Annotated in this window: 22 protein-coding genes and 1 riboswitch; of the genes, 13 read left to right on the forward strand and 9 right to left on the reverse strand. The window is 73.4% G+C overall.

Annotation, left to right across the window (positions count from 1 at the left end):
- Window positions 1-293: 293 nt before the first annotated feature.
- Entirely contained in the window at window positions 294-1,040 is a 747-nt protein-coding gene (locus tag O1G21_RS27685; RefSeq protein ID WP_270147459.1) for an endonuclease/exonuclease/phosphatase family protein, read from the forward strand.
- Here the strand turns inward: O1G21_RS27685 and O1G21_RS27690 are convergent, their stop codons facing one another.
- Together O1G21_RS27690 and O1G21_RS27695 are read right to left on the reverse strand one after the other, a co-directional pair.
- Window positions 1,041-1,850, reverse strand: a complete 810-nt coding sequence (locus tag O1G21_RS27690; RefSeq protein ID WP_270147461.1) for a hypothetical protein — start codon at window positions 1,848-1,850, stop codon at window positions 1,041-1,043. It lies immediately after the preceding gene.
- A 10-nt stretch (window positions 1,851-1,860) separates the two neighbouring features.
- Window positions 1,861-2,655 (reverse strand): alpha/beta hydrolase, encoded by a 795-nt coding sequence (locus O1G21_RS27695; RefSeq protein WP_270147462.1) that lies wholly within the window; start codon window positions 2,653-2,655, stop codon window positions 1,861-1,863.
- Between the two features lie 191 nt (window positions 2,656-2,846).
- On the opposite strand from O1G21_RS27695, the gene O1G21_RS27700 reads away from it, so the two are divergent.
- Genes O1G21_RS27700 through O1G21_RS27710 form a run of 3 tightly spaced genes read left to right on the forward strand, consistent with a single transcriptional unit; the run spans window position 2,847 to window position 5,657 of the window.
- Window positions 2,847-3,683 carry a lysophospholipid acyltransferase family protein gene (locus O1G21_RS27700; protein ID WP_270151294.1) on the forward strand — a complete coding sequence of 279 codons (837 nt, stop codon included), beginning with the start codon at window positions 2,847-2,849 and terminating at the stop codon, window positions 3,681-3,683.
- A gap of 34 nt (window positions 3,684-3,717) precedes the next feature.
- Complete coding sequence (gene macS / locus O1G21_RS27705) at window positions 3,718-4,950, forward strand: MacS family sensor histidine kinase (protein WP_270147465.1); 1,233 nt, start codon at window positions 3,718-3,720, stop codon at window positions 4,948-4,950.
- The gene (locus O1G21_RS27710; RefSeq protein ID WP_405000717.1) at window positions 4,947-5,657 is read left to right on the forward strand and encodes a response regulator; all 711 of its coding nucleotides are present in this window, start codon (window positions 4,947-4,949) and stop codon (window positions 5,655-5,657) included. Before macS ends, O1G21_RS27710 begins: the two co-directional genes overlap by 4 nt.
- Window positions 5,658-5,696: 39 nt before the next feature.
- Here O1G21_RS27710 and O1G21_RS27715 read toward each other — a convergent pair whose 3' ends face one another.
- Entirely contained in the window at window positions 5,697-7,631 is a 1,935-nt protein-coding gene (locus O1G21_RS27715) for an anthranilate synthase family protein (protein WP_270147467.1), read from the reverse strand.
- 302 nt (window positions 7,632-7,933) lie between these two features.
- Here O1G21_RS27715 and O1G21_RS27720 point away from each other — a divergent pair, with 302 nt between their 5' ends.
- Together O1G21_RS27720 and O1G21_RS27725 are read left to right on the forward strand one after the other, a co-directional pair.
- Window positions 7,934-9,268, forward strand: coding sequence for a class II 3-deoxy-7-phosphoheptulonate synthase (locus tag O1G21_RS27720; protein WP_270147468.1), 1,335 nt, complete (start codon window positions 7,934-7,936; stop codon window positions 9,266-9,268).
- A gap of 175 nt (window positions 9,269-9,443) precedes the next feature.
- Window positions 9,444-9,779, forward strand: coding sequence for a (2Fe-2S)-binding protein (locus O1G21_RS27725; RefSeq protein ID WP_405000718.1), 336 nt, complete (start codon window positions 9,444-9,446; stop codon window positions 9,777-9,779).
- Between the two features lie 33 nt (window positions 9,780-9,812).
- Here the strand turns inward: O1G21_RS27725 and bfr are convergent, their stop codons facing one another.
- Window positions 9,813-10,292 carry a bacterioferritin gene (gene bfr / locus O1G21_RS27730; RefSeq protein ID WP_270147470.1) on the reverse strand — a complete coding sequence of 160 codons (480 nt, stop codon included), beginning with the start codon at window positions 10,290-10,292 and terminating at the stop codon, window positions 9,813-9,815.
- A gap of 231 nt (window positions 10,293-10,523) precedes the next feature.
- On the opposite strand from bfr, the gene O1G21_RS27735 reads away from it, so the two are divergent.
- Window positions 10,524-11,153 carry a molybdopterin-dependent oxidoreductase gene (locus O1G21_RS27735; RefSeq protein ID WP_270147471.1) on the forward strand — a complete coding sequence of 210 codons (630 nt, stop codon included), beginning with the start codon at window positions 10,524-10,526 and terminating at the stop codon, window positions 11,151-11,153.
- Window positions 11,154-11,166: 13 nt separating this feature from the next.
- Here the strand turns inward: O1G21_RS27735 and pknB are convergent, their stop codons facing one another.
- The 4 genes from pknB to thiO form a co-directional block, all read right to left on the reverse strand.
- A complete protein-coding gene (pknB, locus tag O1G21_RS27740) occupies window positions 11,167-12,942 on the reverse strand; it encodes a Stk1 family PASTA domain-containing Ser/Thr kinase (protein WP_270147473.1) in 1,776 nt (591 codons plus the stop codon).
- A 73-nt stretch (window positions 12,943-13,015) separates the two neighbouring features.
- Window positions 13,016-13,822 carry a thiazole synthase gene (locus O1G21_RS27745; protein WP_270147475.1) on the reverse strand — a complete coding sequence of 269 codons (807 nt, stop codon included), beginning with the start codon at window positions 13,820-13,822 and terminating at the stop codon, window positions 13,016-13,018.
- 3 nt (window positions 13,823-13,825) lie between these two features.
- Entirely contained in the window at window positions 13,826-14,065 is a 240-nt protein-coding gene (gene thiS, locus O1G21_RS27750) for a sulfur carrier protein ThiS (protein WP_270147478.1), read from the reverse strand.
- Window positions 14,062-15,246, reverse strand: coding sequence for a glycine oxidase ThiO (thiO, locus tag O1G21_RS27755; protein WP_405000719.1), 1,185 nt, complete (start codon window positions 15,244-15,246; stop codon window positions 14,062-14,064). The genes thiS and thiO overlap by 4 nt, the downstream gene beginning before the upstream one ends.
- A riboswitch (TPP riboswitch) is annotated at window positions 15,241-15,353 on the reverse strand. (Overlaps the previous gene by 6 nt.)
- Window positions 15,354-15,436: 83 nt before the next feature.
- On the opposite strand from thiO, the gene O1G21_RS27760 reads away from it, so the two are divergent.
- From O1G21_RS27760 to thiE, 3 genes are read left to right on the forward strand one after another with little or no spacing between them, the layout of a single operon-like run.
- Window positions 15,437-16,639 carry an NAD(P)/FAD-dependent oxidoreductase gene (locus O1G21_RS27760; RefSeq protein WP_270147480.1) on the forward strand — a complete coding sequence of 401 codons (1,203 nt, stop codon included), beginning with the start codon at window positions 15,437-15,439 and terminating at the stop codon, window positions 16,637-16,639.
- A gap of 33 nt (window positions 16,640-16,672) precedes the next feature.
- Window positions 16,673-17,038, forward strand: coding sequence for an Rv2175c family DNA-binding protein (locus O1G21_RS27765; protein ID WP_270147482.1), 366 nt, complete (start codon window positions 16,673-16,675; stop codon window positions 17,036-17,038).
- The gene (gene thiE / locus O1G21_RS27770) at window positions 17,038-17,682 is read left to right on the forward strand and encodes a thiamine phosphate synthase (RefSeq protein WP_270147483.1); all 645 of its coding nucleotides are present in this window, start codon (window positions 17,038-17,040) and stop codon (window positions 17,680-17,682) included. The genes O1G21_RS27765 and thiE overlap by 1 nt, the downstream gene beginning before the upstream one ends.
- Before the next feature lie 32 nt (window positions 17,683-17,714).
- On the opposite strand, the gene O1G21_RS27775 is transcribed toward thiE, so the two are convergent.
- Window positions 17,715-18,821 (reverse strand): polyprenyl synthetase family protein, encoded by a 1,107-nt coding sequence (locus tag O1G21_RS27775; RefSeq protein WP_270147484.1) that lies wholly within the window; start codon window positions 18,819-18,821, stop codon window positions 17,715-17,717.
- A gap of 175 nt (window positions 18,822-18,996) precedes the next feature.
- Here O1G21_RS27775 and metF point away from each other — a divergent pair, with 175 nt between their 5' ends.
- The 3 genes from metF (at window position 18,997) to O1G21_RS27790 (ending at window position 21,449) form a co-directional block, all read left to right on the forward strand.
- The gene (gene metF, locus O1G21_RS27780) at window positions 18,997-19,914 is read left to right on the forward strand and encodes a methylenetetrahydrofolate reductase [NAD(P)H] (RefSeq protein WP_270147485.1); all 918 of its coding nucleotides are present in this window, start codon (window positions 18,997-18,999) and stop codon (window positions 19,912-19,914) included.
- Between the two features lie 163 nt (window positions 19,915-20,077).
- Window positions 20,078-20,938, forward strand: a complete 861-nt coding sequence (locus O1G21_RS27785; protein WP_270147487.1) for a hypothetical protein — start codon at window positions 20,078-20,080, stop codon at window positions 20,936-20,938.
- Between the two features lie 115 nt (window positions 20,939-21,053).
- A complete protein-coding gene (locus tag O1G21_RS27790) occupies window positions 21,054-21,449 on the forward strand; it encodes a hypothetical protein (protein WP_270147489.1) in 396 nt (131 codons plus the stop codon).
- Window positions 21,450-21,474 lie beyond the last annotated feature (25 nt).

Consider the following 21,474-nt stretch of genomic DNA (forward strand, 5'->3'; position numbering starts at 1 on the left):
CGCGCCCCTTTGGCTCAGGGGGAGCCCCCTTCGCCGCCGGGGCGCTCGTGCCCGGTGCCGACGGTCGTCGGCCACTGCACTCCCTCCTTCGTCGGGAGCTTGGCCCTCCTTCCTTTCGGCACCGGCGCGCCCCTTTGGCTCAGGGGGGAGCCCCCCCCTCGCCGCCGAGATGCGGCTCAGGGGGAGCAGAGCCCGCCGGCGGCGGTGCGACCGGGCCCCGACCAATCCCGGACGCGCCGCCGCCGTCGCACTACCGTCCTCCCCAGGGACACCGCACAGGGGAGGACCGCCACTTGACCACCGCGCCCATCGCTCCGCCGCCGGGCGGCCCGCGCAGGTTGCGCCTGCTCAGCTACAACATCCGCTCGCTGCGCGACGACCGGCGGGCGCTGGTGCGGGTGATCCGGGCCTGCGCGCCCGACCTGGTGTGCGTCCAGGAGTCGCCGCGCTACTGGCGCCCCGAGGGGCAGGCCGCCTGGCTGGCCCGGAGCACCGGGACGGTCGTGCTGGCCGGGGGCGGTCGGACCGCCGCGGGGCCGCTGCTGCTCGGCCGGCCCGGCGCGGTGGAGGTGTTGGGCGTGTACGACCGGCTACTGCCCAAGACCCGCGGTCTGCACGCGCGCGGCTTCGCCACCGCGCTGCTGCGGGTGCCGGGCGCCGCGCCGTTCACCGTCACCAGCTGCCACCTCAGCCTGGACGCCGAGGAGCGGTACGGGCAGTTCGAGCTGTTGCTCGAGCAGCTCGCGATCGCCGAACAGGGCATCGTGGCAGGGGACTTCAACGAGCACCCGGACGGGCCGGGGTGGCAGCTGCTGGCCTCGCGGATGTGGGACGGCTACCCGACCGCGCCCTGGGGCGGCGAGTTCACGTCCGTCCCCGAGAACCCCTATCAGCGGATCGACGCCGTCTTCGCCACGCCCGGGATCACCGTCATCGGCTGCGGGGTGCCGCACGGGCTGCCCGGTGTCACCGAGGCCGACCTGCGGGCCGCGACCGACCACCTGCCGGTGCTCGCGGTGGTGGAGTTCCCGGCAGGCTAGCTAGACCACCGCGCCGTGGTCCGGGTCCTCCGGCTCGTCCTCGTCGCGGTCCTTCATCCGGGCGACCAGGGTGACGAAGCCGCCGAGGAAGGCGGTGACCCCCACCCAGGCGGGCCAGCCGGAGATCTCCCGCCACACCACCGCGTCGATCAGCAGCAGGGCCGGGCCGCCGAGCACCGCCAGCCAGGCGAACTTGGCGGTCACGTCGGCGGGCGGCAGCGGCGGGGGCTCCGGCGGGACGTAGTGGCCCTCGTCGGTCTCCTCGGCCAGCTCGAAGTCGCGCGGGCCGGAGCCGGCGGCCGGGAGCACGGGGCGGCCGGAGCGGGAGCGGGGCTGCGGGGCGAGGTCGGAGAGGTCGTCCGGATCACCCTGGCCGGCCGTGGGGCCGACGCCGTCCTTGAAGCCGCCCTTGAGCTCGTTCTGCGCCCGGAGGTTCTCGATCTCCGGCCAGTTGGGGTTGGTGAGGTCGACCGGGTCGTCGAACTGGGCGACCAGGGCGGCGAAGATCGCGTCCTGCTCGGCCTGGGTGCGCTCGGGGGCGCTGCGGCGCGGGCGGGAATCCACCGGCGCGGGGGCGTCCGCCTCGGGGGCGTCCCCGGTGGGTGCGGCGCCGTCGGCTCCCGGGCCGCTGGCCGCCGCACCGCCCTGGACGGTGCCGTCCCCGTGGACGGTGGCGTTCCCCGGAACGGTCGGGTTCCCCTCGACGGCGGCGTCCCCCTGGGCGGTGGCGTCCGTCGGCGCTCCGTCCGTCCGCGCGCCGTCCTCGCGGGGCTTCTCGTCCCCGCTGCCCGCCGTGCTGCTCTCGTGCACTTCCGGCCCTTCAGCCATGGTGATCGTCGGATTCGGCCCTGTCGGCACCCGCCGCGTGCGCGGGAGCCAGCCGTCGGATGAAGTCCTGGCTCGCCGCGAATATTTCCGCCGCGTCGTGGTCCAGCGTCGCGACGTGGAAGCTGCGCTGGCACAGCCGCTCCGTCACGTCGGTCGAGGATATCCGGGCCAGCACCAGTTCCGAGTTGGCCGACGAGACGACGTGGTCCTGCGGACTCCGGAACAGCAGCACGGGCTGGGTGACCTCGGGCAGTCGCCGCTGGACCTCCTGCCACAGCCGGCTCAGCGACCAGGCGGCGTGCAGCGGCGTCCGGTCGTAGCCGAGTTCCCGGGCGCCCGGCTTGTGGATGTCGTTCACGATCCCCGGAATGCTCGGGACGAGGTGCCGGAGCACCGGGAGCAGCACGCCCGCGGGGTTGTCCGAGCGCACCGACGGGTTGACCAGCACCAGCCCGGACACCTTCGGGCCGTGCAGTGCGGCCAGCCGCAGCGCCAGCGCGCCGCCCATCGACAGCGCGCAGACGAAGACCTGCTCGCACTCCTCGGCGAGCGTCAGCAGTTCGCGCTCGACCTCCGCGTACCAGTCCTCCCACCGGGTGACCTGCATGTCCTGCCAACGGGTGCCGTGCCCCGGCAGCAACGGCAGCGAGACGGTGAATCCGGCCGCCGCCAGCTCCTCGGCCCACGGCCGCAGCGACTGCGGCGACCCGGTGAAGCCGTGGCAGAGCAGGACCCCGACCGGTCCGCCGCGGTGGCGGTACGGTTCGGCACCGGGCAGCAGCGGCATGGCGGACTCCTTCGCGGGCGGGTGGCGCTGGGGGAGGGAACGCTGGGAGGGGAGCTGCGGGAATCCGCATCGTCCCACGCCCCGAGCGGGGACGTACACCCCCTACGGCGGGCCCGGGCACAGCGGACGTCCGCGGGGCATTAGGATCGACCGGTCCGCATAACAGGAGGCCCGGGTTGTTCTACCGACTGATGAAGATGATCGTCGCGCCACTGCTTCGGATCTTCTTCCGGCCGTGGATCGAGGGTGAGGAGAACATCCCCACCGAGGGTGCGGCGATCATCGCGAGCAACCACCTGTCCTTCTCGGACTCGTTCTTCTTCCCCGCGCTGATCAAACGCCGGGTGACCTTCATCGCGAAGGCCGAGTACTTCAACACCCCCGGCCTCAAGGGCCGGCTGACGGCGGCCTTCTTCAAGGGCGTCGGCCAGCTGCCGGTGGACCGCTCGGGCGTGCGCGGCGCCGGCGAGGCCGCGATCCGCAGCGCCATCGCGGTGTTGGACCGCGGCGAGCTGTTCGGCGTCTACCCCGAGGGCACCCGCTCGCCCGACGGCAAGCTCTACCGCGGCAAGGTCGGCGGCCTGGCCCGCGTCGCGCTGGCCACCGGCGCGCCGGTCATCCCGGTCGCCATGATCGACACCGAGAAGGTGCAGCCGCCCGGCCAGGTGATCCCGAACTTCGGGATCCGCCCGGGCATCCGGATCGGTCGCCCGCTGGACTTCTCCCGCTACCACGGCATGGAGAACGACCGCTTCATCCTCCGTTCGGTGACGGACGAGGTGATGTACGAGATCATGCGGCTCTCCGGCCAGGAGTACGTGGACATCTACGCGACCGCCGCCAAGCGGCAGATCGCCGACGAGAAGAAGAAGGCCGACGCCGAGCGCCGGGCCGCCGCCAAGGCGGAGAAGGCGGAAGCCGCCGAGGCCGAGAAGGCCGCCGAGGCCGCCAAGGCGGAGAAGGCGGAGAAGGCGGGCGACGCCGAGCAGCAGGGCCAGCAGGAACAGAAGGGGACCGGGTCGGCCTGACCGACCCGGGTGGGTCCAGGGGAGGGGCCGGGGCATGGCGGAGGGCGCGAGAACGGGCGGTGCGGTCGGCGGAACGCTGGCAGCCGGCGGCATGTCCGTCGAGCTCCCGCTGTGGAAGGCCATCTCCTACTTCCGGGTGCTGGCCCTCGGCTACGCGCTGCTGCGCTACTTCAACTCCTACCTGCACTTCCTGCACCCGGTCGCCGGCTGGATCTACTTCGGCGCGCTGATCCTCTGGACGCTCGCCAGCACCCGGGCCTTCGCCAACCCGCAGCGCTGCACCTGGTACGTCCTCGGCTTCGACCTCACCCTGGCGGTCACCGGCATCGTGCTGAGCGGGATGACCGACGCCCCGGGCCGGATCAGCCACGGCGCGCCCACCCTGCCCACCATCTGGGCCGCCGGTACGGTGCTCGGCTTCGCCGCCAAGGGCGGCTGGCGCCCGGCGGCGGCGTCCGGCGCGGTGATCGGGGTGGCCAACATCCTCAGCCACGGCGGGCCCACCGGCGACAACATCCACAACATCGTGCTGCTGCTGGTGGCCGGCTGCGCGATCGGCTACGTGATCGAGCTGGCCCGCGCCAGTGAGGCCACGCTGACCCGGGCGCTGCAGGTCGAAGCGGCCACCCGGGAGCGCGAACGGCTCTCCCGGGACATCCACGACGGCGTGCTCCAGGTGCTGGCCCTGGTCCAGCGCCGGGGCGCGGAGCTGGGCGACGGCACCGGCAGCGGCGGCGGTGCGGACTTCGCCGAACTGGGCCGCCTCGCCGGTGAACAGGAGCGCGCGCTGCGGGCCCTGATGACCGGCGGCCCGCTCCCGGCGCAGCGGCTGCCGGAGGCCGGGCCCGCCGAAGCGCCCGACCCCGCCGCGCCGCGCGACCTCACCGCGCTGCTGCGCCCGTACGCCGACGAGCGGATCACGCTCTCCGCCCCGGGCACCCCGGTGCTGCTGCCGGGCCCGGCGGCGGGCGAGCTGGCCGCGGCGGTCGGCGCGGCCGTCGACAACGTCCGCCGGCACGCCGGGGAGGGGGCCCGGGCCTGGATCCTGGTGGAGGACGAGCCGGAGGCCGTCACGGTCAGCATCCGCGACGACGGCCCGGGCTTCGCGCCGGGGCGGCTCGGCGAGGCGGAGCGGGCCGGTCGGCTGGGCGTCTCCCAGTCCATCCGCGGCCGGGTGCTGGACCTCGGCGGCACGGCCGAGCTGTACTCGGCGCCCGGGGAGGGCGTCGAGGTCGAACTGCGCGTCCCGAGGAAGGCCTCCCGATGACTGACCAGCGAATGACCGATCAGCCGGCGACCGATCAGCCGGCCACCGACCGGCCGGTGCGGGTGATGGTGGTGGACGACCACCCGATGTGGCGGGACGCGGTCTCGCGCGACCTCGCCGAGGCCGGTCTGGACGTGGTGGCCACCGCGGGCGACGGCGAGGAGGCGGTGCGCCGCGCCCGGGCCTGCTCGCCGCAGGTCGTCGTGCTGGACCTCAACCTGCCCGGGCTGCCCGGCGCCGAGGTGTGCCGCCAGGTGGTCGCGCACGACCCGGCGGTGCGGGTGCTGGTGCTGTCGGCCAGCGGCGAGCACCAGGACGTGCTGGAGGCGGTGAAGTCCGGTGCGACCGGGTACCTGGTGAAGTCGGCCGGGCGGGAGGAACTGCTGGACGCGGTGCGCCGTACGGCCGTCGGCGACGCGGTGTTCACCCCGGGCCTGGCCGGACTGGTGCTCGGCGAGTTCCGCCGACTGGCCGCGGAGCCGGCCCAGGCCTCGGCGCCGGCCGTCCCGCAGCTGACCGCCCGGGAGACCGAGGTGCTGCGGCTGGTGGCCAAGGGCCTGTCGTACCGGCAGATCGCCGACCGGCTGGTGCTGTCGCACCGGACGGTGCAGAACCACGTGCAGAACACGCTGGGCAAGCTGCAGTTGCACAACCGGGTGGAGCTGGTCCGGTACGCGATCGAGCAGGGGCTGGACGAGGAACTGTGAGCGGGGCCCGGGCGGTTGCCGCCCGGGCCCGTCAACTCTTCAGCCCCGTACCGCTGTTGCCTCTCGCAGCAGCGCGGCGACGATGTCCACGCCGTCCCGGGTGAGCACCGACTCGGGGTGGAACTGCAGGCCCGCGAAGCCGGGGCCGCGCAGGGCGTGGACGTCGCCGGTGGCGGTGTCCCGGGCGACCTCGACGCCCGCGGTGGCGAGCCGGGCCGCGTCGGCGTCCGAGCAGCGCGCGGTGAAGGTGTTGTAGAAGCCGACCGTCCGCTTGGTGCCGAAGAGGTCGATGCGCTCCTGCGCGCCCTGGTACGGGACGGCCTTGCGGCCCAGCGCGAGCCCGAGTTCGGCGGAGAGCAGTTGGTGGCTGAGGCAGACCGCGAGCAGCGGGGCGGTCCGGGCGCCGGAGCGGACGGCGGCCAGGGCGTCCGCGACGACCGGTCGCAGCACCGCCATCTTGGGGTCGTCGGCGAGCGCCGGGTCGCCCGGGCCGGGGCCGAGCACCAGCGGGCCGTGGTGCGCCGCGACCAGCTCGCGCAGGCCCGGCCGGTCGAACCGGACCACGGTGACCCGGTGACCGAGCGAGGTCAGCAGGTGGCTGAGCATCGAGGTGAAGGTGTCCTCGCCGTCCACCACCAGGGTCGGCTCGGCCTGGGTGGCCCGGGAGGGCGTCTGCATCCGCAGCCAGAACGGGGCGAGGTCGGCCCGGCGGGCGTCCAGCGCGGTCTGCACCCGGTGGTCGTCGGCGAGCCGGGGCCCGCCGGGGTGGGGGAGCCGGGCGGGTGCGGGCCGGGCGCCGATCGCGGTGAGCACCCCGGCGGCCTTGGCGTGGGTCTCGGCGACCTCGGACTCCGGGACGGAGTGGCGCACCAGTGTGGCGCCGACCCGGACGACCAGCCGTCCGGTGGCCGGGTCGATGTCGGCGGTGCGGATGCAGATCGGCGAGTCCAGCAGCTGCCCGCCGCTCGCCGAGCGCCCGATCAGGGCGAGCGCGCCGGAGTAGTAGCCGCGCCCGCCGGGCTCGTAGCGCCGGATCACCCGGGTGGCGTTCTGCACCGGGCTGCCGGTGACGGTGGCGGCGAACATCGTCTCGCGCAGCACCTCGCGGACGTCCATCGAGGTGCGTCCGCGCAGCTCGTACTCGGTGTGGGCGAGGTGGGACATCTCCTTGAGCCGGGGGCCGAGCACCTGGCCGCCGAGGTCGCCGACGGTGCACATCATCTTCAGCTCCTCGTCGACCACCATGGTCAGCTCCTCCAGCTCCTTGGGGTCGTGGAGGAACCGGAGCAGCGAGTCGAGGTCGGAGCCGCCGGCCGGGTAGCGGTAGGTGCCGGAGATCGGGTTCATCACGACCGTGCCGCCGCTCTGCCGGACGTGCACCTCGGGCGAGGCGCCGACCAGGACCCTCTCGCCGGTGTGCACCAGGAAGGTCCAGTACGCGCCGCGTTCCTGGTCCAGCAGCCGGCGGAACAGGGTGAGCGCGAGTTCGGGGCCGAAGGCCTCCAAGGTGGCGTGGAAGTCGCGCCGGATCACGAAGTTGGCGCCCTCGCCGTTGCCGATCTCGTCCTCGATGACCCGGCGGACGATGGCCGCGTACGCCTCGTCGTCCACGTCGAACTCCCCGCCGGACAGGGTGACCGGCAGCTGCGGCAGCGCGGCGGTGAACTCGGCCAGCGGCAGGGCGTACTGCTCGGTCACCGCGAGGGCCTGCAGCGGGGTGCCGTCGTCGTGGGCCTCGAAGCCGCGCTCGCGGATCTGCCGGTAGGGAACCAGCGCGAGCAGGTCGTGGACCGGGCCGTCGGCCGGGACGCCGGCCCGGACCGGCAGGTCGGCGAGGTACTGGTAGCTGTCGACGGTGCCCAGCAGCACCTCGACGGTGTCCGGGGCGTGCCGGGGGGTGCGGCGGTGCAGCAGCGCGAAGGCGGGGGCGCCGGGGGCGCTGAGGCGGGCGAGCAGCTCGGCGGGGGTGGTCACGAGTACGGCTTCCTTCCGGGGTGGAGGGCGAGGCGGTGGTGGTTCCGCTCCCGGAGGGCCGTCCTGCTCGGACGCACGACGGCCGCCCCGAGGGGCGGCCGTCGTGTTCGTCTAGGAACGCGCGATCTGTGGGCCACCCGTGGGGGAGGCCCACCACCAGCAGTGGGTGTGGGGCGCGTGCATGGGTCGAGCGTAGCCGATGCGGCCGGGCGGGTGAGCCCCGACGCGGAATGTGTCCGGAAGGTGTCTCACCACTCGGGCAATGGTCACGGATCACCTGCGTCACCCCGTAGCCTTGCCGTGTGACCGTGACGAACCTCCACACCTGGCAGTCCCTGCCCGCGGCGCAGCAGCCTGAATGGCCGGACCAAGAGGCTCTGCGCAAGACCCTTGCCGAGCTCTCCTCCTATCCGCCCCTCGTCTTCGCCGGCGAGTGTGACCAGCTGCGCGCCCGGCTCGGTGCCGTGGCGCGTGGGGAGGCGTTCCTCCTGCAGGGCGGCGACTGCGCCGAGGCCTTCGACGGCGTGTCGGCGGAGCACATCCGCAACAAGCTGAAGACCCTGCTGCAGATGGCGGCCGTGCTGACGTACGCCGCCTCGGTGCCGGTCGTGAAGGTCGGCCGGATCGCCGGCCAGTACTCCAAGCCGCGCTCGAAGTCGACCGAGACCCGGGACGGCGTGACCCTGCCGGTCTACCGAGGCGACTCGGTGAACGGTTTCGAGTTCACCCCCGAGTCCCGGATCCCGGACCCGGAGCGCCTGAAGCGGATGTACAACGCCTCCGCCGCGACGCTGAACCTGGTGCGTGCCTTCACCACCGGTGGTTACGCCGACCTGCGCCAGGTGCACGCCTGGAACCAGGACTTCGTGCGCAACTCGCCGGCCGGCCAGCGCTACGAGCAGCTCGCCCGGGAGATCGACAACGCCCTGGCGTTCATGAACGCCTGTGGCGTGGCGCCGGAGGAGTTCAAGACCGTCGAGTTCTTCTCCTCGCACGAGGCGCTGATCCTCGACTACGAGACCGCGCTGACCCGCGTGGACTCGCGCACCGGCGACCTGTACGACGTCTCCGGCCACATGGTGTGGATCGGTGAGCGCACCCGGCAGCTGGACCACGCGCACATCGAGTTCGCCTCCAAGATCCGCAACCCGATCGGGGTCAAGCTGGGCCCGACCACCTCGGTGGACGAGGCGCTCACCCTGATCGAGAAGCTGGACCCGGAGCGCGAGCCCGGTCGTCTGACCTTCATCACCCGGATGGGCGCGGGCAAGATCCGCGACCACCTGCCCACCCTGGTGGAGAAGGTCACCGCCTCCGGCGCCCAGCCGGTGTGGATCTGCGACCCGATGCACGGCAACACCTTCGAGGCCTCCAGCGGTCACAAGACCCGCCGCTTCGACGACGTGCTGGACGAGGTCAAGGGCTTCTTCGAGGTCCACCGCGCGCTCGGCACCCACCCGGGCGGCATCCACGTGGAGCTGACCGGCGACGACGTCACCGAGTGCGTCGGCGGCGGTGACGAGGTGCTGGTCGACGACCTTCACCAGCGCTACGAGACGGCCTGCGACCCGCGGCTCAACCGCAGCCAGTCGCTGGACCTGGCGTTCCTGGTGGCGGAGATGTACCGGGGCCAGTGATCCACCGGCCTCCCGCCCCGACCCTTCGGCTCGGGGCGGGCGAGCGGGCGAGTGACTGTGACGAAGGTCCCTCCGGATTCGGGATTCCCGAGCCCGGAGGGGCTTTTTCGTGCCCGGATCGCCAGGTAAGGTGAGGCTTAGTGAACTAAGGCAAGCCTTAGTCAAGATCCACTCCGTGCGCTTCACCCCGGGAGAGACCGCGATGTACGTTTGCATGTGCCATGCGGTCACCGAGGACCAGGTGAAGAAGGCGATCGACGGGGGTGCCGGCACTCCGCGCCAGATAGCCAAGGGCTGCAAGGCCGGCACGGACTGCGGGTCCTGCGTCCGCCGGATCCAGGCGCTGCTCGGCGAGCACGGCGCCCGGCCCTGCCCGACCGCCCGGCTGGCCGCGAAGCTCGGCCTCGCCGACCCGGAGGTCCAGGACGTTCCCGCGCCGGCCGCCCCGAAGCCGGTCCCGACGGCACCGGCGGGCCCGATCGCGCCGGTGGTCCCGCTGCGGGTGGCCTGAGCGCTGCGGTGGCCTGAGCCGGGAGGCGTTCGGCTAGGACTCCGGCTGCTCGATCTGCTGGGCGAGGTAGAGCGCCTCGCCGAGCTTGTCCAGGAGTTCCAGCTGGGTGTCGAGGTAGTCGATGTGGTGCTCCTCGTCGGCCAGGATGTCCTCGAAGATGTTCGCCGAGGTGACGTCGTTCTTGGCCCGCATCACCACGATCCCGCGCTTGAGCCGGTCGATCGCCTCGACCTCGATCTGGCGGTCCGCCTCGAACATCTCCTTGACCGTCTGGCCGATCCGGACGTGGAACAGCCGCTGGTAGTTGGGCAGCCCCTCCAGGAACAGGATCCGGTCGGTGAGCGTCTCGGCGTGCTTCATCTCGTCGAAGGACTCGTGCCGGGTGTACTTGGCGAGCTTCGTCCAGCCGAAGTTCTCCTGCATCTTGGCGTGCAGGAAGTACTGGTTGATCGCGGTGAGCTCGGCCGTGAGCTGCTCGTTGAGGAACTCGATGACCTCCGGGTCGCCCTGCATGGTGCTGCCTCCCTGCGCTACGTCCTGCGGTGAGTCCTGCGCTGGGCATCCTGGCACCGTATCGGGAGGAAATTCCAGTAAGTTCACACTCACTAGGACATGTGGCGGAATATCCGATTTGGGCGGTGATCGCGGGGTGTGCGATCGACCTTTGGCCCGTACGGGCAGGGCGTGAAGCGCGGGCCAAGGGGCGCGCGCCGTGGCTCGTCCGCCGTCTGTCACCATGGAGCCATGGGTCAGTCCGAACAAGAACCGCTTCCGCCGTCTGACCCGAGGCTCCCCCCGGGTCAGCGCGCGCAGCGCGGCTGGCCCGCCCTGCACTACGGGCCGGTGCCCCGCTTCAAGCCGCTGAGCTGGGACCTCCAGGTGTTCGGCGCCACCGCCTCGGCGGAGAAGCACAGCTGGGACTTCGCGGCCTTCAACGCCCTGCCGCGCACCACCGTGGTCGCCGACCTGCACTGCGTCACCAAGTTCTCCCTGCTCGGCAACGAGTGGACGGGCGTGCCCGCGGCCCTCCTGCTCGACCTGGTGCCCCCGGCGCCCGGCGTCACCCACGTCATGGTCTGGGCCGAGTACGGCTACAGCGCCAACCTGCGGCTGGCCGACTTCGCCGACCGGCGCACCCTGCTGGCCACCCACCGCAACGGCGAGGCGCTGACCGCCGAGCACGGCTTCCCGGTCCGGCTGGTGGTCCCGGGGCTGTACGCCTGGAAGGGCCCCAAGTGGGTGCGCGCGGTGGAGTACATGCGGGCCGACCGGCGCGGCTTCTGGGAGGAGCGCGGCTACCACAACCTGGCCGACCCCTGGCGCGAACAGCGCTACTCCTACCAGGAGGAGCCGGGCGACGGGCCGCTCCGCTGAGCCCCGAAATCCCCTAGAACAGCGAGAAGTTGACCGTCACCACGGTCTTCTGCGGCCGCCGCTCGCCGGCCGCCGGGGACTGGCCGCTCACCTTACCCATGCCCAGCGTCCAGTCGGTGGCGGCCTTCATGGTGAAGCCCGCCGCCTGCAGCGCCCTCTGCGCGTCGTCCCGGCTCATCCCGCTGACGTCCGGGACCGGCACCATGCCCTTGCTGACCACCAGCGCGACCGCGGCGTTCTCCGGCAGCATCTGCCCGGCGGCCGGCGAGCTGCTGATCACCGAACCGTCCGGCACGGTGTCGTTGTAGGTCTGGGTCACGCCGCCCCTGGTCAGCTGGGCGCCGGCGAGCGCGGCGGCCGCGTCGTCCGCGCTCTTGCCGGTGACGTCCGGCACCGCGATCCGCTTGGGGCCCTTGGAGACGGTGATCGTCACCGAGTCGCTCTTGCGGGTGCGCGCGCCCACCCCGGGGTCGGTGGAGATCACCTGCCCGGCCGGGACGGACTCGCTGAACGCCTCGACGAACCGGCCGTGCATGCCCTCCTGGTCCAGCATCCGCTGCGCCTCGCCGCGGTCCTTGCCGAGCACCCCCGGCACCGAGCCGTAGAGCCCCGCGGAGATGCCGTAGGTCGCGCCGCCGACCGCCAGCACCAGGGCGGTCAGCGCGGCCGCCCAGATCAGCGGCTTGCGCGGGACGCGGCGCGGCCGGCGCACCCGGACCGGGGTGGGCTCGTCGTACGGGCGGGGCTCGGCGAGCAGCTGGTCCATCAGCTCCGCCGGCAGGTCCAGCACGCTGGTGCGCTCCGCCGGCGGGGCGTCGGCGGGCCGGGGCAGCGGCTGGATCACCGAGGTCGGCTCGCTGGTCGGGTAGCGCGGGCTTGGCCGGGTGGAGGCCGGCGGCTCGGCGTCCAGCTCGGCGGGGGTGAGCGTGCGGCGGACCCGCTGGAGGGCGGCGAGCAGCTCCACCGCGTCGTACGGGCGGGCGTCGACGGCCCGGGCGCAGGCGCCGGCCACTATGGCGTCCAGTGCCGGGGCGACGGTGGGGGCGGTCAGCGAGGGGGCGGGGACGTCCTCGTGCAGGTGCTTGTACATCACCTGGACGGGGTTGTCGCCGGTGTGCGGGCGGCGGCCGGTGAGCATCTCGTACAGCAGGATGCCGGCCGCGTAGACGTCGACCCGCTGGTCGGTGGGGGCGTCCGGGAGGATCTGCTCGGGGGCCAGGTAGGAGACCGTGCCCATGACGGTGCCGCCGGTGGCGGTGGTGGTCGAGGTGGGCGCGCCGTCGGCGCTGCCGAGCACCCGGACCAGGCCGAAGTCGGCGACCTTGACCAGGCCGCTCTCGGTGATCAGCACGTTCTCCGGCTTGACGTCCCGGTGGACCAGCCCGGCCCGGTGGGCGGCGCCGAGGGCGGCGAGCACCGGCTCCAGCACGTCCAGCGCGGCCCGGACGGACAGCGCGCCGCGGTCGCGCAGCAGGTCGCGCAGGGTGCGGCCGGGCACGTACTCCATGGCGAGGAAAACGTTTCCGCCGTCCGCACCCTGGTCGAAGACGTTGACCACGTTGGGGTGGGTGAGCTTGGCGACCGCCTTGGCCTCGCGGATGAAGCGGGCGGTGAAGCCCTCGTCCCCGGCCAGCTGGGGATGCATCACCTTGAGGGCGACCACCCGGTCCAGCCGGGTGTCGGTGCCCTTGTAGACGGTGGACATCCCGCCGGTCGCGATGCGCTGCTCGACCCGGTACCGGTTGTCGAGCAGGGTCCCGATCAGCGGGTCGTGCAATGCCTTGTCCACCCGCAGGAGTCTAGTGGGGCGGGCGGACGCCGGTCCCGGCGGACACCGCTCCGGGACCGGCTTGTGACACGGCCTACACGGACTGGAAGGCGGGCCGCTCCCGGGTGTCCAGGTCGGCCCGGCCGGCCATCGCGGAGGAGGCCTCGGCGTGGAAGCGGCGCGGGATGCGCCCGGCCCGGTGGGCGAGCCGGCCCGCCTCGGCGGCGTGCCGCATCGCCTCGGCCATCAGCACCGGGTCCTGAGCCCGGGTCACCGCGGAGGCGAGCATCACCGCCGAGCAGCCCAGCTCCATCGCCAGCGCGACGTCGGAGGCGGTGCCGGCGCCCGCGTCCAGGATCACCGGGACACCGGCGCCCTCCACGATCAGCTGGAAGTTGTGCGGGTTGCGGATGCCCAGGCCGGAGCCGATCGGCGAGCCCAGCGGCATGATGGCCGCGCAGCCGACCTCCTCCAGCTTGCGGGCCAGCACCGGGTCGTCGTTGGTGTACGGGAGCACCGTGAAGCCGTCGTCGACCAAGGTCTCGGCGGCGTCCAGCAGTTCGATCGGGTCCGGCAGCAGGGTGCGCTCGTCGGCGATCACCTCGAGCTTCACCCAGTCGGTGCCGAGCGCCTCGCGGGCCAGTCGGGCGGTCAGCACGGCCTCGCCGGCGGTGAAGCAGCCGGCCGTGTTGGGCAGGACACCGATGCCGTTGCGGGTCAGCACGTCCAGGACGGAGCCCTGGGTGGTGGCGTCGACCCGGCGCATGGCCACGGTGGTCAACTCGGTGCCGGAGGCGAGCAGGGCGCGCTCCAGCACCTCCAGGCTCGGCGCACCGCCGGTGCCCATGATCAGCCGGGAGGAGAAGGTCGTCCCGGCGATGCTCAGAAGGTCGTCGGCCATGGTTCAGCCTCCCTGGACGGCGGTGAGGATCTCGACCCGGTCGCCGCCGTTCAGCGCCGTCGCGGGCCACGAACTGCGCGGCACCACGGCCTCGTTGAGGGCGGCGGCGACGCCGGTGTTGGCGGGGCTGACGGTGGCCACCAGCTCGGCGAGGGTGGTGGCGGCGGGCACCCGGCGGGGCTCGCCGTTGACGCTCAGGGCGATCTCGGCCGGGGCGGTGTCGGTCGGGCTGGTCTCGGTCATGCGGAGGCCTTCGTGGTGGGGGCGTCGGGGAGGAATCGGGTGGGCGTGAACGGCTTTGCCAGCTCGGGGACTTCGCCGTTCGCCAGGTAGTCGGCGAGCAGGTCGGCGGTCACCGGCGTGAGCAGCACGCCGTTGCGGTAGTGGCCGGTGGCGGCGACCAGCCCGGGCAGCGAGGTCGGGCCCAGCAACGGGGCGTTGTCCGGCGAGCCCGGGCGCAGTCCGGCCGCCGTCTCGGCGAGCGGGAGTTCGGTGATGCCCGGGACCAACTCATGGGCGTCACGCAGGAGTTCGTACACCCCGCCGGCGGTGACGGTGGTGTCGTAGCCCTGCTCCTCGGTGGTCGCGCCGACCACCAGCTCACCGTTCTCCCGGGGCACCAGGTACAGGTGCTGGCCGCGCACCACCGCGCGGACGTTGCGGGACAGGAACGGCCGGTAGGCGTCCGGGATTTGGAGGCGCAGCACCTGCCCCTTCACCGGGCGGATGGCGGGCAGCGCGCCCTCGGGCAGGCCGGGCAGCCGGTGGCTGTGCGGGCCGGCGGCGAGCACGATCCGGTCGGCGGTCACGGTCTCGTGGGTGCTCAGCCGGGCGCCGGTCGCGCGGTCGCCGTCGACCAGCAGCTCGACGGCCTCGGCCCGGTGCAGCAGGACGCCGGCCCGCTCGCAGGCGGTGACCAGGGCGGTGAGCAGCCGGCGCGGATCCACCTGGTGGTCGTCCGCGACGTGCAGGCCGCCGCGCACGCCGGGGGCGAGCATCGGCTCCAGCTTGCGGGCCTCCCGGCCGGTCAGCCAGCTGGAGTCCAGGCCCAGCCGCTGGTGGAAGGCGTGCAGTTCGCGCAGTTCCTCGCGGTCGTCGGAGTCCAGCGCGACGGCGATGGTGCCGCAGCGGCGGTAGCCGGTGTCGAGGCCACCGCTGGCCTCGGTGAGCTCGGCGGCGAAGCTCTCGTACCGCTGGTTGGAGGCCATCCCGAGGTGCAGCAGCGGCTCCTCGCCGTACTGCAGCTCGGTGACCGGGGCGAGCATCCCGGCCGCGACCCCGGCCGCGCCCCCGCCGTGGCAGGGGTCGACCACGATCACGTTCCGCAGCCCGCGCTGTGCGGCGCGCCAGGCGACGGCGAGGCCGATGACGCCCCCGCCGATCACCAGCACGTCGGCGCGGTTGCCCGATGGCAAGCGTGACAAAGCTGCTCTTCTCCCTTCGCCGGTATGACCCGGATCAGGTTCGGACGGTCGCGGGCCGTGCCAGCCCGCCTCTCAGCCCGGTTCGCCGGGCTCCCGTGTGGTGCCCCCACCTTAACGCCGGGGGTCGGCCCGGCCGAAGGGCCCGACGAGGAGTGGACGGCCGCCGGGGCCCGTGGCACCGCTGAGTACAGTGACGGGCGTGGCAGAGCTGAACGGAACGGACCAGGTGGTCGTCGTCGGAGCCGGGCTGGGCGGGGCGCAGTGCGCCCTGAAGCTGCGGCAGGGTGGCTGGCGGGGGCGGATCGTGCTGGTCGGGGAGGAACGGCACGCGCCGTACGACCGGCCGCCGCTCTCCAAGGACGTGCTGCTCGGCAAGACCGACGCCACCACCCTGGACATCGACTACGCGGGGCTCGGCATCGAGCTGCTCACCGGTCGCCGGGCCACCGGCCTGACCCCGGGCGTGCTGCACACCGACGGCGGCGACCTCCCGTACGACTCGCTGGTGATCGCCACCGGCGCCACCCCGCGCGCCCTGCCCGGAGCCGAGCGCGCCCACCTGCTGCACACCCTGGACGACGCCCTGGCGCTGCGCGCGCTGCTGCGCCCCGGCCTGCGGCTGGTGCTGGTCGGCGCGGGCTGGATCGGTGCCGAGGTGTCCACCGCCGCGCGCCAGGCCGGCTGCGAGGTCACCGTGGTCGAGGCCGGTCCGGCGCCGCTGCCGGGCGCGCTGCCGACCGAGGTCGGCTCGGCGATGGCCGCCTGGTACGCCGAGGCCGGGGTCGAGCTGCGCTGCGGGGTCGGCGTGGCCGCCGTCGAGGCCGGGGCGGTGCTGCTGGCGGACGGCTCCCACCTGCCCGCCGACGAGGTGGTGGTCGGCGTCGGCGCCCGCCCCGCGACCGGCTGGCTGGCCGGTTCGGGCGTCGAGCTGGACGCCTCCGGCGCGGTCGTGGTGGACGGGCGGCTGCGCACCGGGCTGCCCGGGGTGTTCGCGGCCGGGGACTGCGTCAGCTACCCCTCGGCCCGTTCCGGCGCCCGGCTGGCCGTCCAGCACTGGGACCACGCTCTGCAGTCGGGCGAGGCGGCGGCCGCCGCGGTGCTCGGGGCGGACGCGCCGTACGACCCGGTGCCGTACTTCTGGTCCGAGCAGTTCGGGCGGATGGTCCAGTACCTCGGCCGGCACGCCGAGGGCGACGAACTGCTGTGGCGCGGCAGCCCGCGGGACGCCGCCTGGTCGGTGCTCTGGCTGCGCGACGGGGTGCCGAGCGCGCTGCTCGCGGTGGACCGGCCGCGCGACCTCACCCAGGGGCGGAAGCTGATCGAGCGCGGGACGCCGCTGGACCGGACCCTCGCGGCGGACCCGTCGGTCGCGCTCAAGGGGGCCACCGCTTAGCGCCGGGAGGTGCCGAGGTGGCAGTCTGGTGCCGTGAGTGAGATCGATGCCAAGACTGACGCCCTGGTCCCCGAGTGGCTGTACCTGCCCGACATCTCCGAGCGGTGGGGTGTGCTGGTCACCGAGGTCCGCAACATGGTCAAGAAGGGTGACCTGATCGCGGTCCGCCGCGGACCGAACAAGTCGCTGCAGGTCCCGGCGGCGTTCATCGACGAGACCGGCCCGGTCAAGCACCTGGTCGGCCTGCTGACCGTGCTGCGGGACAGCGGGTTCACCGACCAGGAGATCGTCGAGTGGATGTTCACCGAGGACCCGACGCTGCCCGGCACCCCGGTGCAGGCGCTGTGGGAGAACCGCGCGACCGAGGTCAAGCGCCGCGCCCAGGCCATGGCGCTGTGATGACCGACCTGCGGTCCCGCCTGGCCGACGCCCGGCTCTACCTGTGCACCGACGCCCGCCGCGAGCAGGGCGACCTGGCCGAGTTCCTGGACGCGGCGCTGGCCGGCGGGGTGGACATCGTCCAGCTCCGCGACAAGGGCCTGGAGGCCAAGCAGGAGCTGGCGGCTTTGGAGGTCTTCGCCGACGCCTGCCGCCGGCACGGCAAGCTGCTGTCCGTCAACGACCGCGCCGACGTCGCCCACGCGGCCCGGCCGGACGTGCTGCACCTCGGCCAGGACGACCTCCCGGTGCCGGCCGCCCGGGCGATCCTCGGCGAGGACGTGCTGATCGGGCGCTCCTGCCACGCCGAGTCCGAGGTGGACGCGGCGATCGCCGAGCCGGGCGTGGACTACTTCTGCACCGGCCCGGTCTGGCCGACCCCGACCAAGCCGGGCCGCCCGGCGCCGGGCCTCGGGCTGGTCTCGTACACGGCGGAGCAGGCCACCGACCGGCCGTGGTTCGCGATCGGCGGGATCGACCTCGGCAACGTGGACGAGGTGCTGGCCGCCGGGGCCCGCCGGATCGTCGTGGTCCGGGCCATCACCGCGGCGGAGGACCCGCGGGCGGCCGCCGCCGAGCTCGCCCGCCGGGTGCGCGCGGTTTAGGGCCTGCCCGGGCCCTCCCGGGGCCGTCGCCGTCAGTACTTGCGGACGGTGGCGGCCTCGGCCAGCGCCAGCAGCACCGTACGGGCCTGCTCGTCGGCGAGCGGCGCCGCGGCCAGCGCGGCCAGCGACTGGCCCATCAGCTCGTCGATCCGGCGTTCCACCAGCTCGGGCGCGCCGCTGCGGGCGACCAGCTCGCGCAGCCCGGCGACCTCCTCGACGGCCAGGTCCGGTGCGCCGAGCCGGGCGTCCAGGTGCCGGGCGTCGGCCTGCGGCAGGGCGCGCATCGCGTGGGCGACCAGCAGGGTGCGCTTGCCCTCGCGCAGGTCGTCCCCGGCGGGCTTGCCGGTGACGGCAGGGTCCCCGAAGACGCCGAGCAGGTCGTCCCGCAGCTGGAAGGCCTCGCCCAGCGGCAGCCCGAACGCCCCGAGGGCCTCGACCAGCTCCGGCCCGGCTCCGGCGAGCAGGGCGCCGACCTGCAGCGGTCGCTCGATCGTGTACTTCGCCGACTTGTAGTGCAGGACGGTCCGCGCCCGCTCCAGCGCGCCCTCGTCGGCCGAGTCGCCGGCCACCGGCTCCAGCACGTCCAGGTACTGGCCGAGCATGACCTCGGTGCGCATCAGGTCGAACACCGGCTTGGCGCCCAGCACGGCGGCCGGGTCCAGGCCCGAGCGCAGGAACAGCTCGTCGCACCAGATCAGCAGCAGGTCGCCGAGCAGCACCGCGGCCGAGGCGCCGTACTGCTCGCGGTCGCCGCGCCAGCCGCTGTCCCGGTGCAGCGCCTCGAAGCGGCGGTGGATCGAGGGCAGGCCGCGGCGGGTGTCGCTGCGGTCCATCAGGTCGTCGTGCACCAGCGCGCTGGCCTGCAGCAGCTCCAGCGCGGCCGCCGCGTTGGCGATCCCCTCGCCCCCGGCCGCGCCGCCGGCGGCCCGCCAGCCCCAGTAGCAGAATGCCGGGCGCAGCCGCTTGCCGCCGTCCAGCAGGAAGTCGCGCAGGGCGTCGGCGGCGGGCACCAGCTGCGGCGAGATCTTGCCGAGCAGCGCGGACTGGTCGTCCATGAACGCGGCGAGGGCGGCGTTGACGCGCGTGCGGACGTCCTCCACGTCAATGGGGTTGGCCGGCCGGTTGCTGGACGAGGTCACGATGAGGCTCCGCTGGTTCGCTGGGGGTGCAGCAAGCGTAGCGGGGCCGCTGGGAACGGGCGTGCGAGCGGGGCCGCGGGGGCGTGCGGGGCGCAAGCGGAGGCGGGTCCACTACTTGTCCCGAATCGTGGAATCGAGTTGTCCGGCCCCTTCGGGGGGCGGATAACCTGCCAGCATGGCACTCGGCATCGCTTCCACGAGATCGGACCGCGCACTGACGGTCCGCGAGCTCCTGGCGGCCGGAAAGCGCTCCTTCTCCTTCGAGTTCATGCCGCCCCGCACCGAGGTCGGCGAGCAGAGGCTCTGGGACGCCATCCGTCGACTCGAACCGCTGGACCCGAACTTCGTCTGCATGACGTACGGCGCCGGCGGCTCCTCGCGCGAGCGCACCGTCAACATGGTCGGCCGGATCGCCACCGAGACCACGCTCACCCCGGTCGCCCACCTGACCGCCGTGGACCACTCTGTCGCCGAACTGCGCAACATCATCGGCCAGTACGCCGACCAGGGAGTGCGGAACGTCCTCGCGGTCCGCGGCGACCCGCCCGGCGACCCGATGGGCGAATGGGTCCGTCACCCGGACGGCGTCACCTACGCCTACGAGCTGGTGGAGCTGATCAAGGGCATCGGCGACTTCTGCGTCGGCGTCGCGGCCTCCCCGAACATGCACCCGCGCTCGGCCGACTGGGACGAGGACATCCGGCACTTCATCGCGAAGGTGCGCTCCGGCGCGGACTACGCGATCACCCAGATGTTCTTCGAGGTGGACGACTACCTGCGGTTCCGCGACCGGGTCACCGCCGCGGGCTGCGAGACGCCGATCATCCCGGAGATCATGCCGGTGACCAACGCCAAGCAGCTGGAGCGCTTCCCCCAGCTCAGCGGCTCGGCCTTCCCGGCCGACCTGGAGGCCCGGCTGCGGGCCGCCGTCGACGACCCGGCGGCGCTGCGGGCCGTCGGCATGGAGCACGCCACCGCGATGGCCGAACGACTGCTCGCCGAGGGCGCGCCCGGCCTGCACTTCATCACGCTCAACCACTCGACGGCGACGCTGGAGATCTACCAGAACCTGGGCCTGCACCAGCGCTCCTAGCCCTCTGTTCACGGGCCCGTCACCGTTCCGCGGTGGTGGGCCCGGTCGTGTGCGGCCGGTGCCGACGGCGGCGGGAACGCGATGCGGTACCCCGGCCGTTGAACCGGTACAGTCGCCGCACACGCGCGGCGCGCGCGGGCACGCGACTGGAGGTAGCGCGCGGATGGGCATCGGATACCTGCTGCTGTACGTCGCGTTGGCGGTGGTGGCGCTCTGGCTGATCGCCGAGGTGCTGGTGCAGAACCGGGCGCCGCTGCACTGGCGGGTGCTCGCCCTGGCCGGCTTCCTCGGCGTGGTCGTCGGGATGGGCCTGGGCTCGGTCGTGGTGATCGGCGCCGGAGCGGGCCTGTTCGCGGTCGGCCAGGCCTTCGTCACCCTCTCGGTCAAGAAGGGCTACCAGGCCGGCTGGTCCCTGCGGAAGGCCGACGGCGGCCTGCCCGGCCCGCTCGCCAAGGTGCCCCTGCTCGGCGCCCTGACCAGCGGCGCGGCGGTCGCGGCCGCCGGGACGGCGGAGGAGAAGCGGGTCGGCGAGGTCAGCGCGGTCGAGGAGACCCCGGTCGCGTCGGCGGCGCCGGTGCCGGCCGCCGAGGAGGAGCCGGAGGTCGAGCGGACCGCGCCCTTCGAGATGCAGGAACTGGCCCAGGACGGCGTCTACGCCCCCGCGTACTACGAGCAGCAGCAGGCCCCGCCGCAGCAGGACCCGTACGCCCCCGCCTACCAGTCCGGCTACGACCAGCAGCAGTGGCAGACCCAGCAGCAGCCCGCCTACGCCTACGACCAGCAGCAGTCCTACGGCGGCTACCCCCAGCAGCAGGACCCGTATGGCGGCTACCAGCAGCAGGACCCGTACGCGGGCTACCCGCAGCCGGCCTGGGACCCGAACGCCCAGCAGCAGCACCAGCAACACCAGCAGCAGTGGCAGCCCCAGCCCGAGCAGCACGGCCAGGGCATCCCGCAGCAGCCGGCGTACGACCAGAGCGGCTACGGCCACCAGCAGCAGAACACCTGGCCGTCACACGGCTGAGTGGAAATTCCCGAAACCGGCCCCATCGCCGTTGCCGACCCAATACTCTGTGCGCGTACGTGCGCCGCGGGCTGACATCAGCCAGGGAGACGGCGCCTTTCCTCGGGGGCAACGCATGGATCCGATCAGCACTGCGGCACTGGCAGGCGCCACGCTCGCCGCGACCGCGGCACTCCAGTCCGTGGGCGAGGAGGCCGGCCGGTCCTCGTGGACGGTGGCGTCCCGTCTGGTGGAGCGCATCCGGCACCGGTTCGCGGGCAACCACGAGGCCGAGGGGGCGCTGGCCCGGGCGTGTGACAGCCCTGACGACGAGGCCGCGGTGGGGGAACTGCACCGGGTGCTGCACGAGTACATGCTCCGGGACTCCGAGTTCGCGCAGGAGGTTCGTCGGCTGGTCGACGAATCGGTGCGGTCGGCGGGCGGAGTGGGCGGGATCAACGCGGCGGTCATCAAGAACGTCCAGGTGAACCACGGGAAGGTCGAGGTCGCGGGCGACCTCAACTTCTCCTGACCGCCGATCCCTCCTGACTCCTGCC

It is taken from the genome of Kitasatospora cathayae (assembly GCF_027627435.1).
Taxonomy (GTDB): Bacteria; Actinomycetota; Actinomycetes; order Streptomycetales; family Streptomycetaceae; genus Kitasatospora; species Kitasatospora cathayae.

Coding starts and splice junctions, on each gene's coding strand:
- O1G21_RS27695 (WP_270147462.1), bottom strand. CDS start 2,655: ATGCCGCTGCTGCCCGGTGCCGAACCGTACCGCCACCGCGGCGGACCG.
- O1G21_RS27700 (WP_270151294.1), top strand. CDS start 2,847: ATGAAGATGATCGTCGCGCCACTGCTTCGGATCTTCTTCCGGCCGTGG.
- macS (WP_270147465.1), top strand. CDS start 3,718: ATGGCGGAGGGCGCGAGAACGGGCGGTGCGGTCGGCGGAACGCTGGCA.
- O1G21_RS27710 (WP_405000717.1), top strand. CDS start 4,947: ATGACTGACCAGCGAATGACCGATCAGCCGGCGACCGATCAGCCGGCC.
- bfr (WP_270147470.1), bottom strand. CDS start 10,292: ATGCAGGGCGACCCGGAGGTCATCGAGTTCCTCAACGAGCAGCTCACG.
- O1G21_RS27735 (WP_270147471.1), top strand. CDS start 10,524: ATGGGTCAGTCCGAACAAGAACCGCTTCCGCCGTCTGACCCGAGGCTC.
- O1G21_RS27745 (WP_270147475.1), bottom strand. CDS start 13,822: ATGGCCGACGACCTTCTGAGCATCGCCGGGACGACCTTCTCCTCCCGG.
- thiS (WP_270147478.1), bottom strand. CDS start 14,065: ATGACCGAGACCAGCCCGACCGACACCGCCCCGGCCGAGATCGCCCTG.
- thiE (WP_270147483.1), top strand. CDS start 17,038: ATGACCGACCTGCGGTCCCGCCTGGCCGACGCCCGGCTCTACCTGTGC.
- metF (WP_270147485.1), top strand. CDS start 18,997: ATGGCACTCGGCATCGCTTCCACGAGATCGGACCGCGCACTGACGGTC.
- O1G21_RS27785 (WP_270147487.1), top strand. CDS start 20,078: ATGGGCATCGGATACCTGCTGCTGTACGTCGCGTTGGCGGTGGTGGCG.
- O1G21_RS27790 (WP_270147489.1), top strand. CDS start 21,054: ATGGATCCGATCAGCACTGCGGCACTGGCAGGCGCCACGCTCGCCGCG.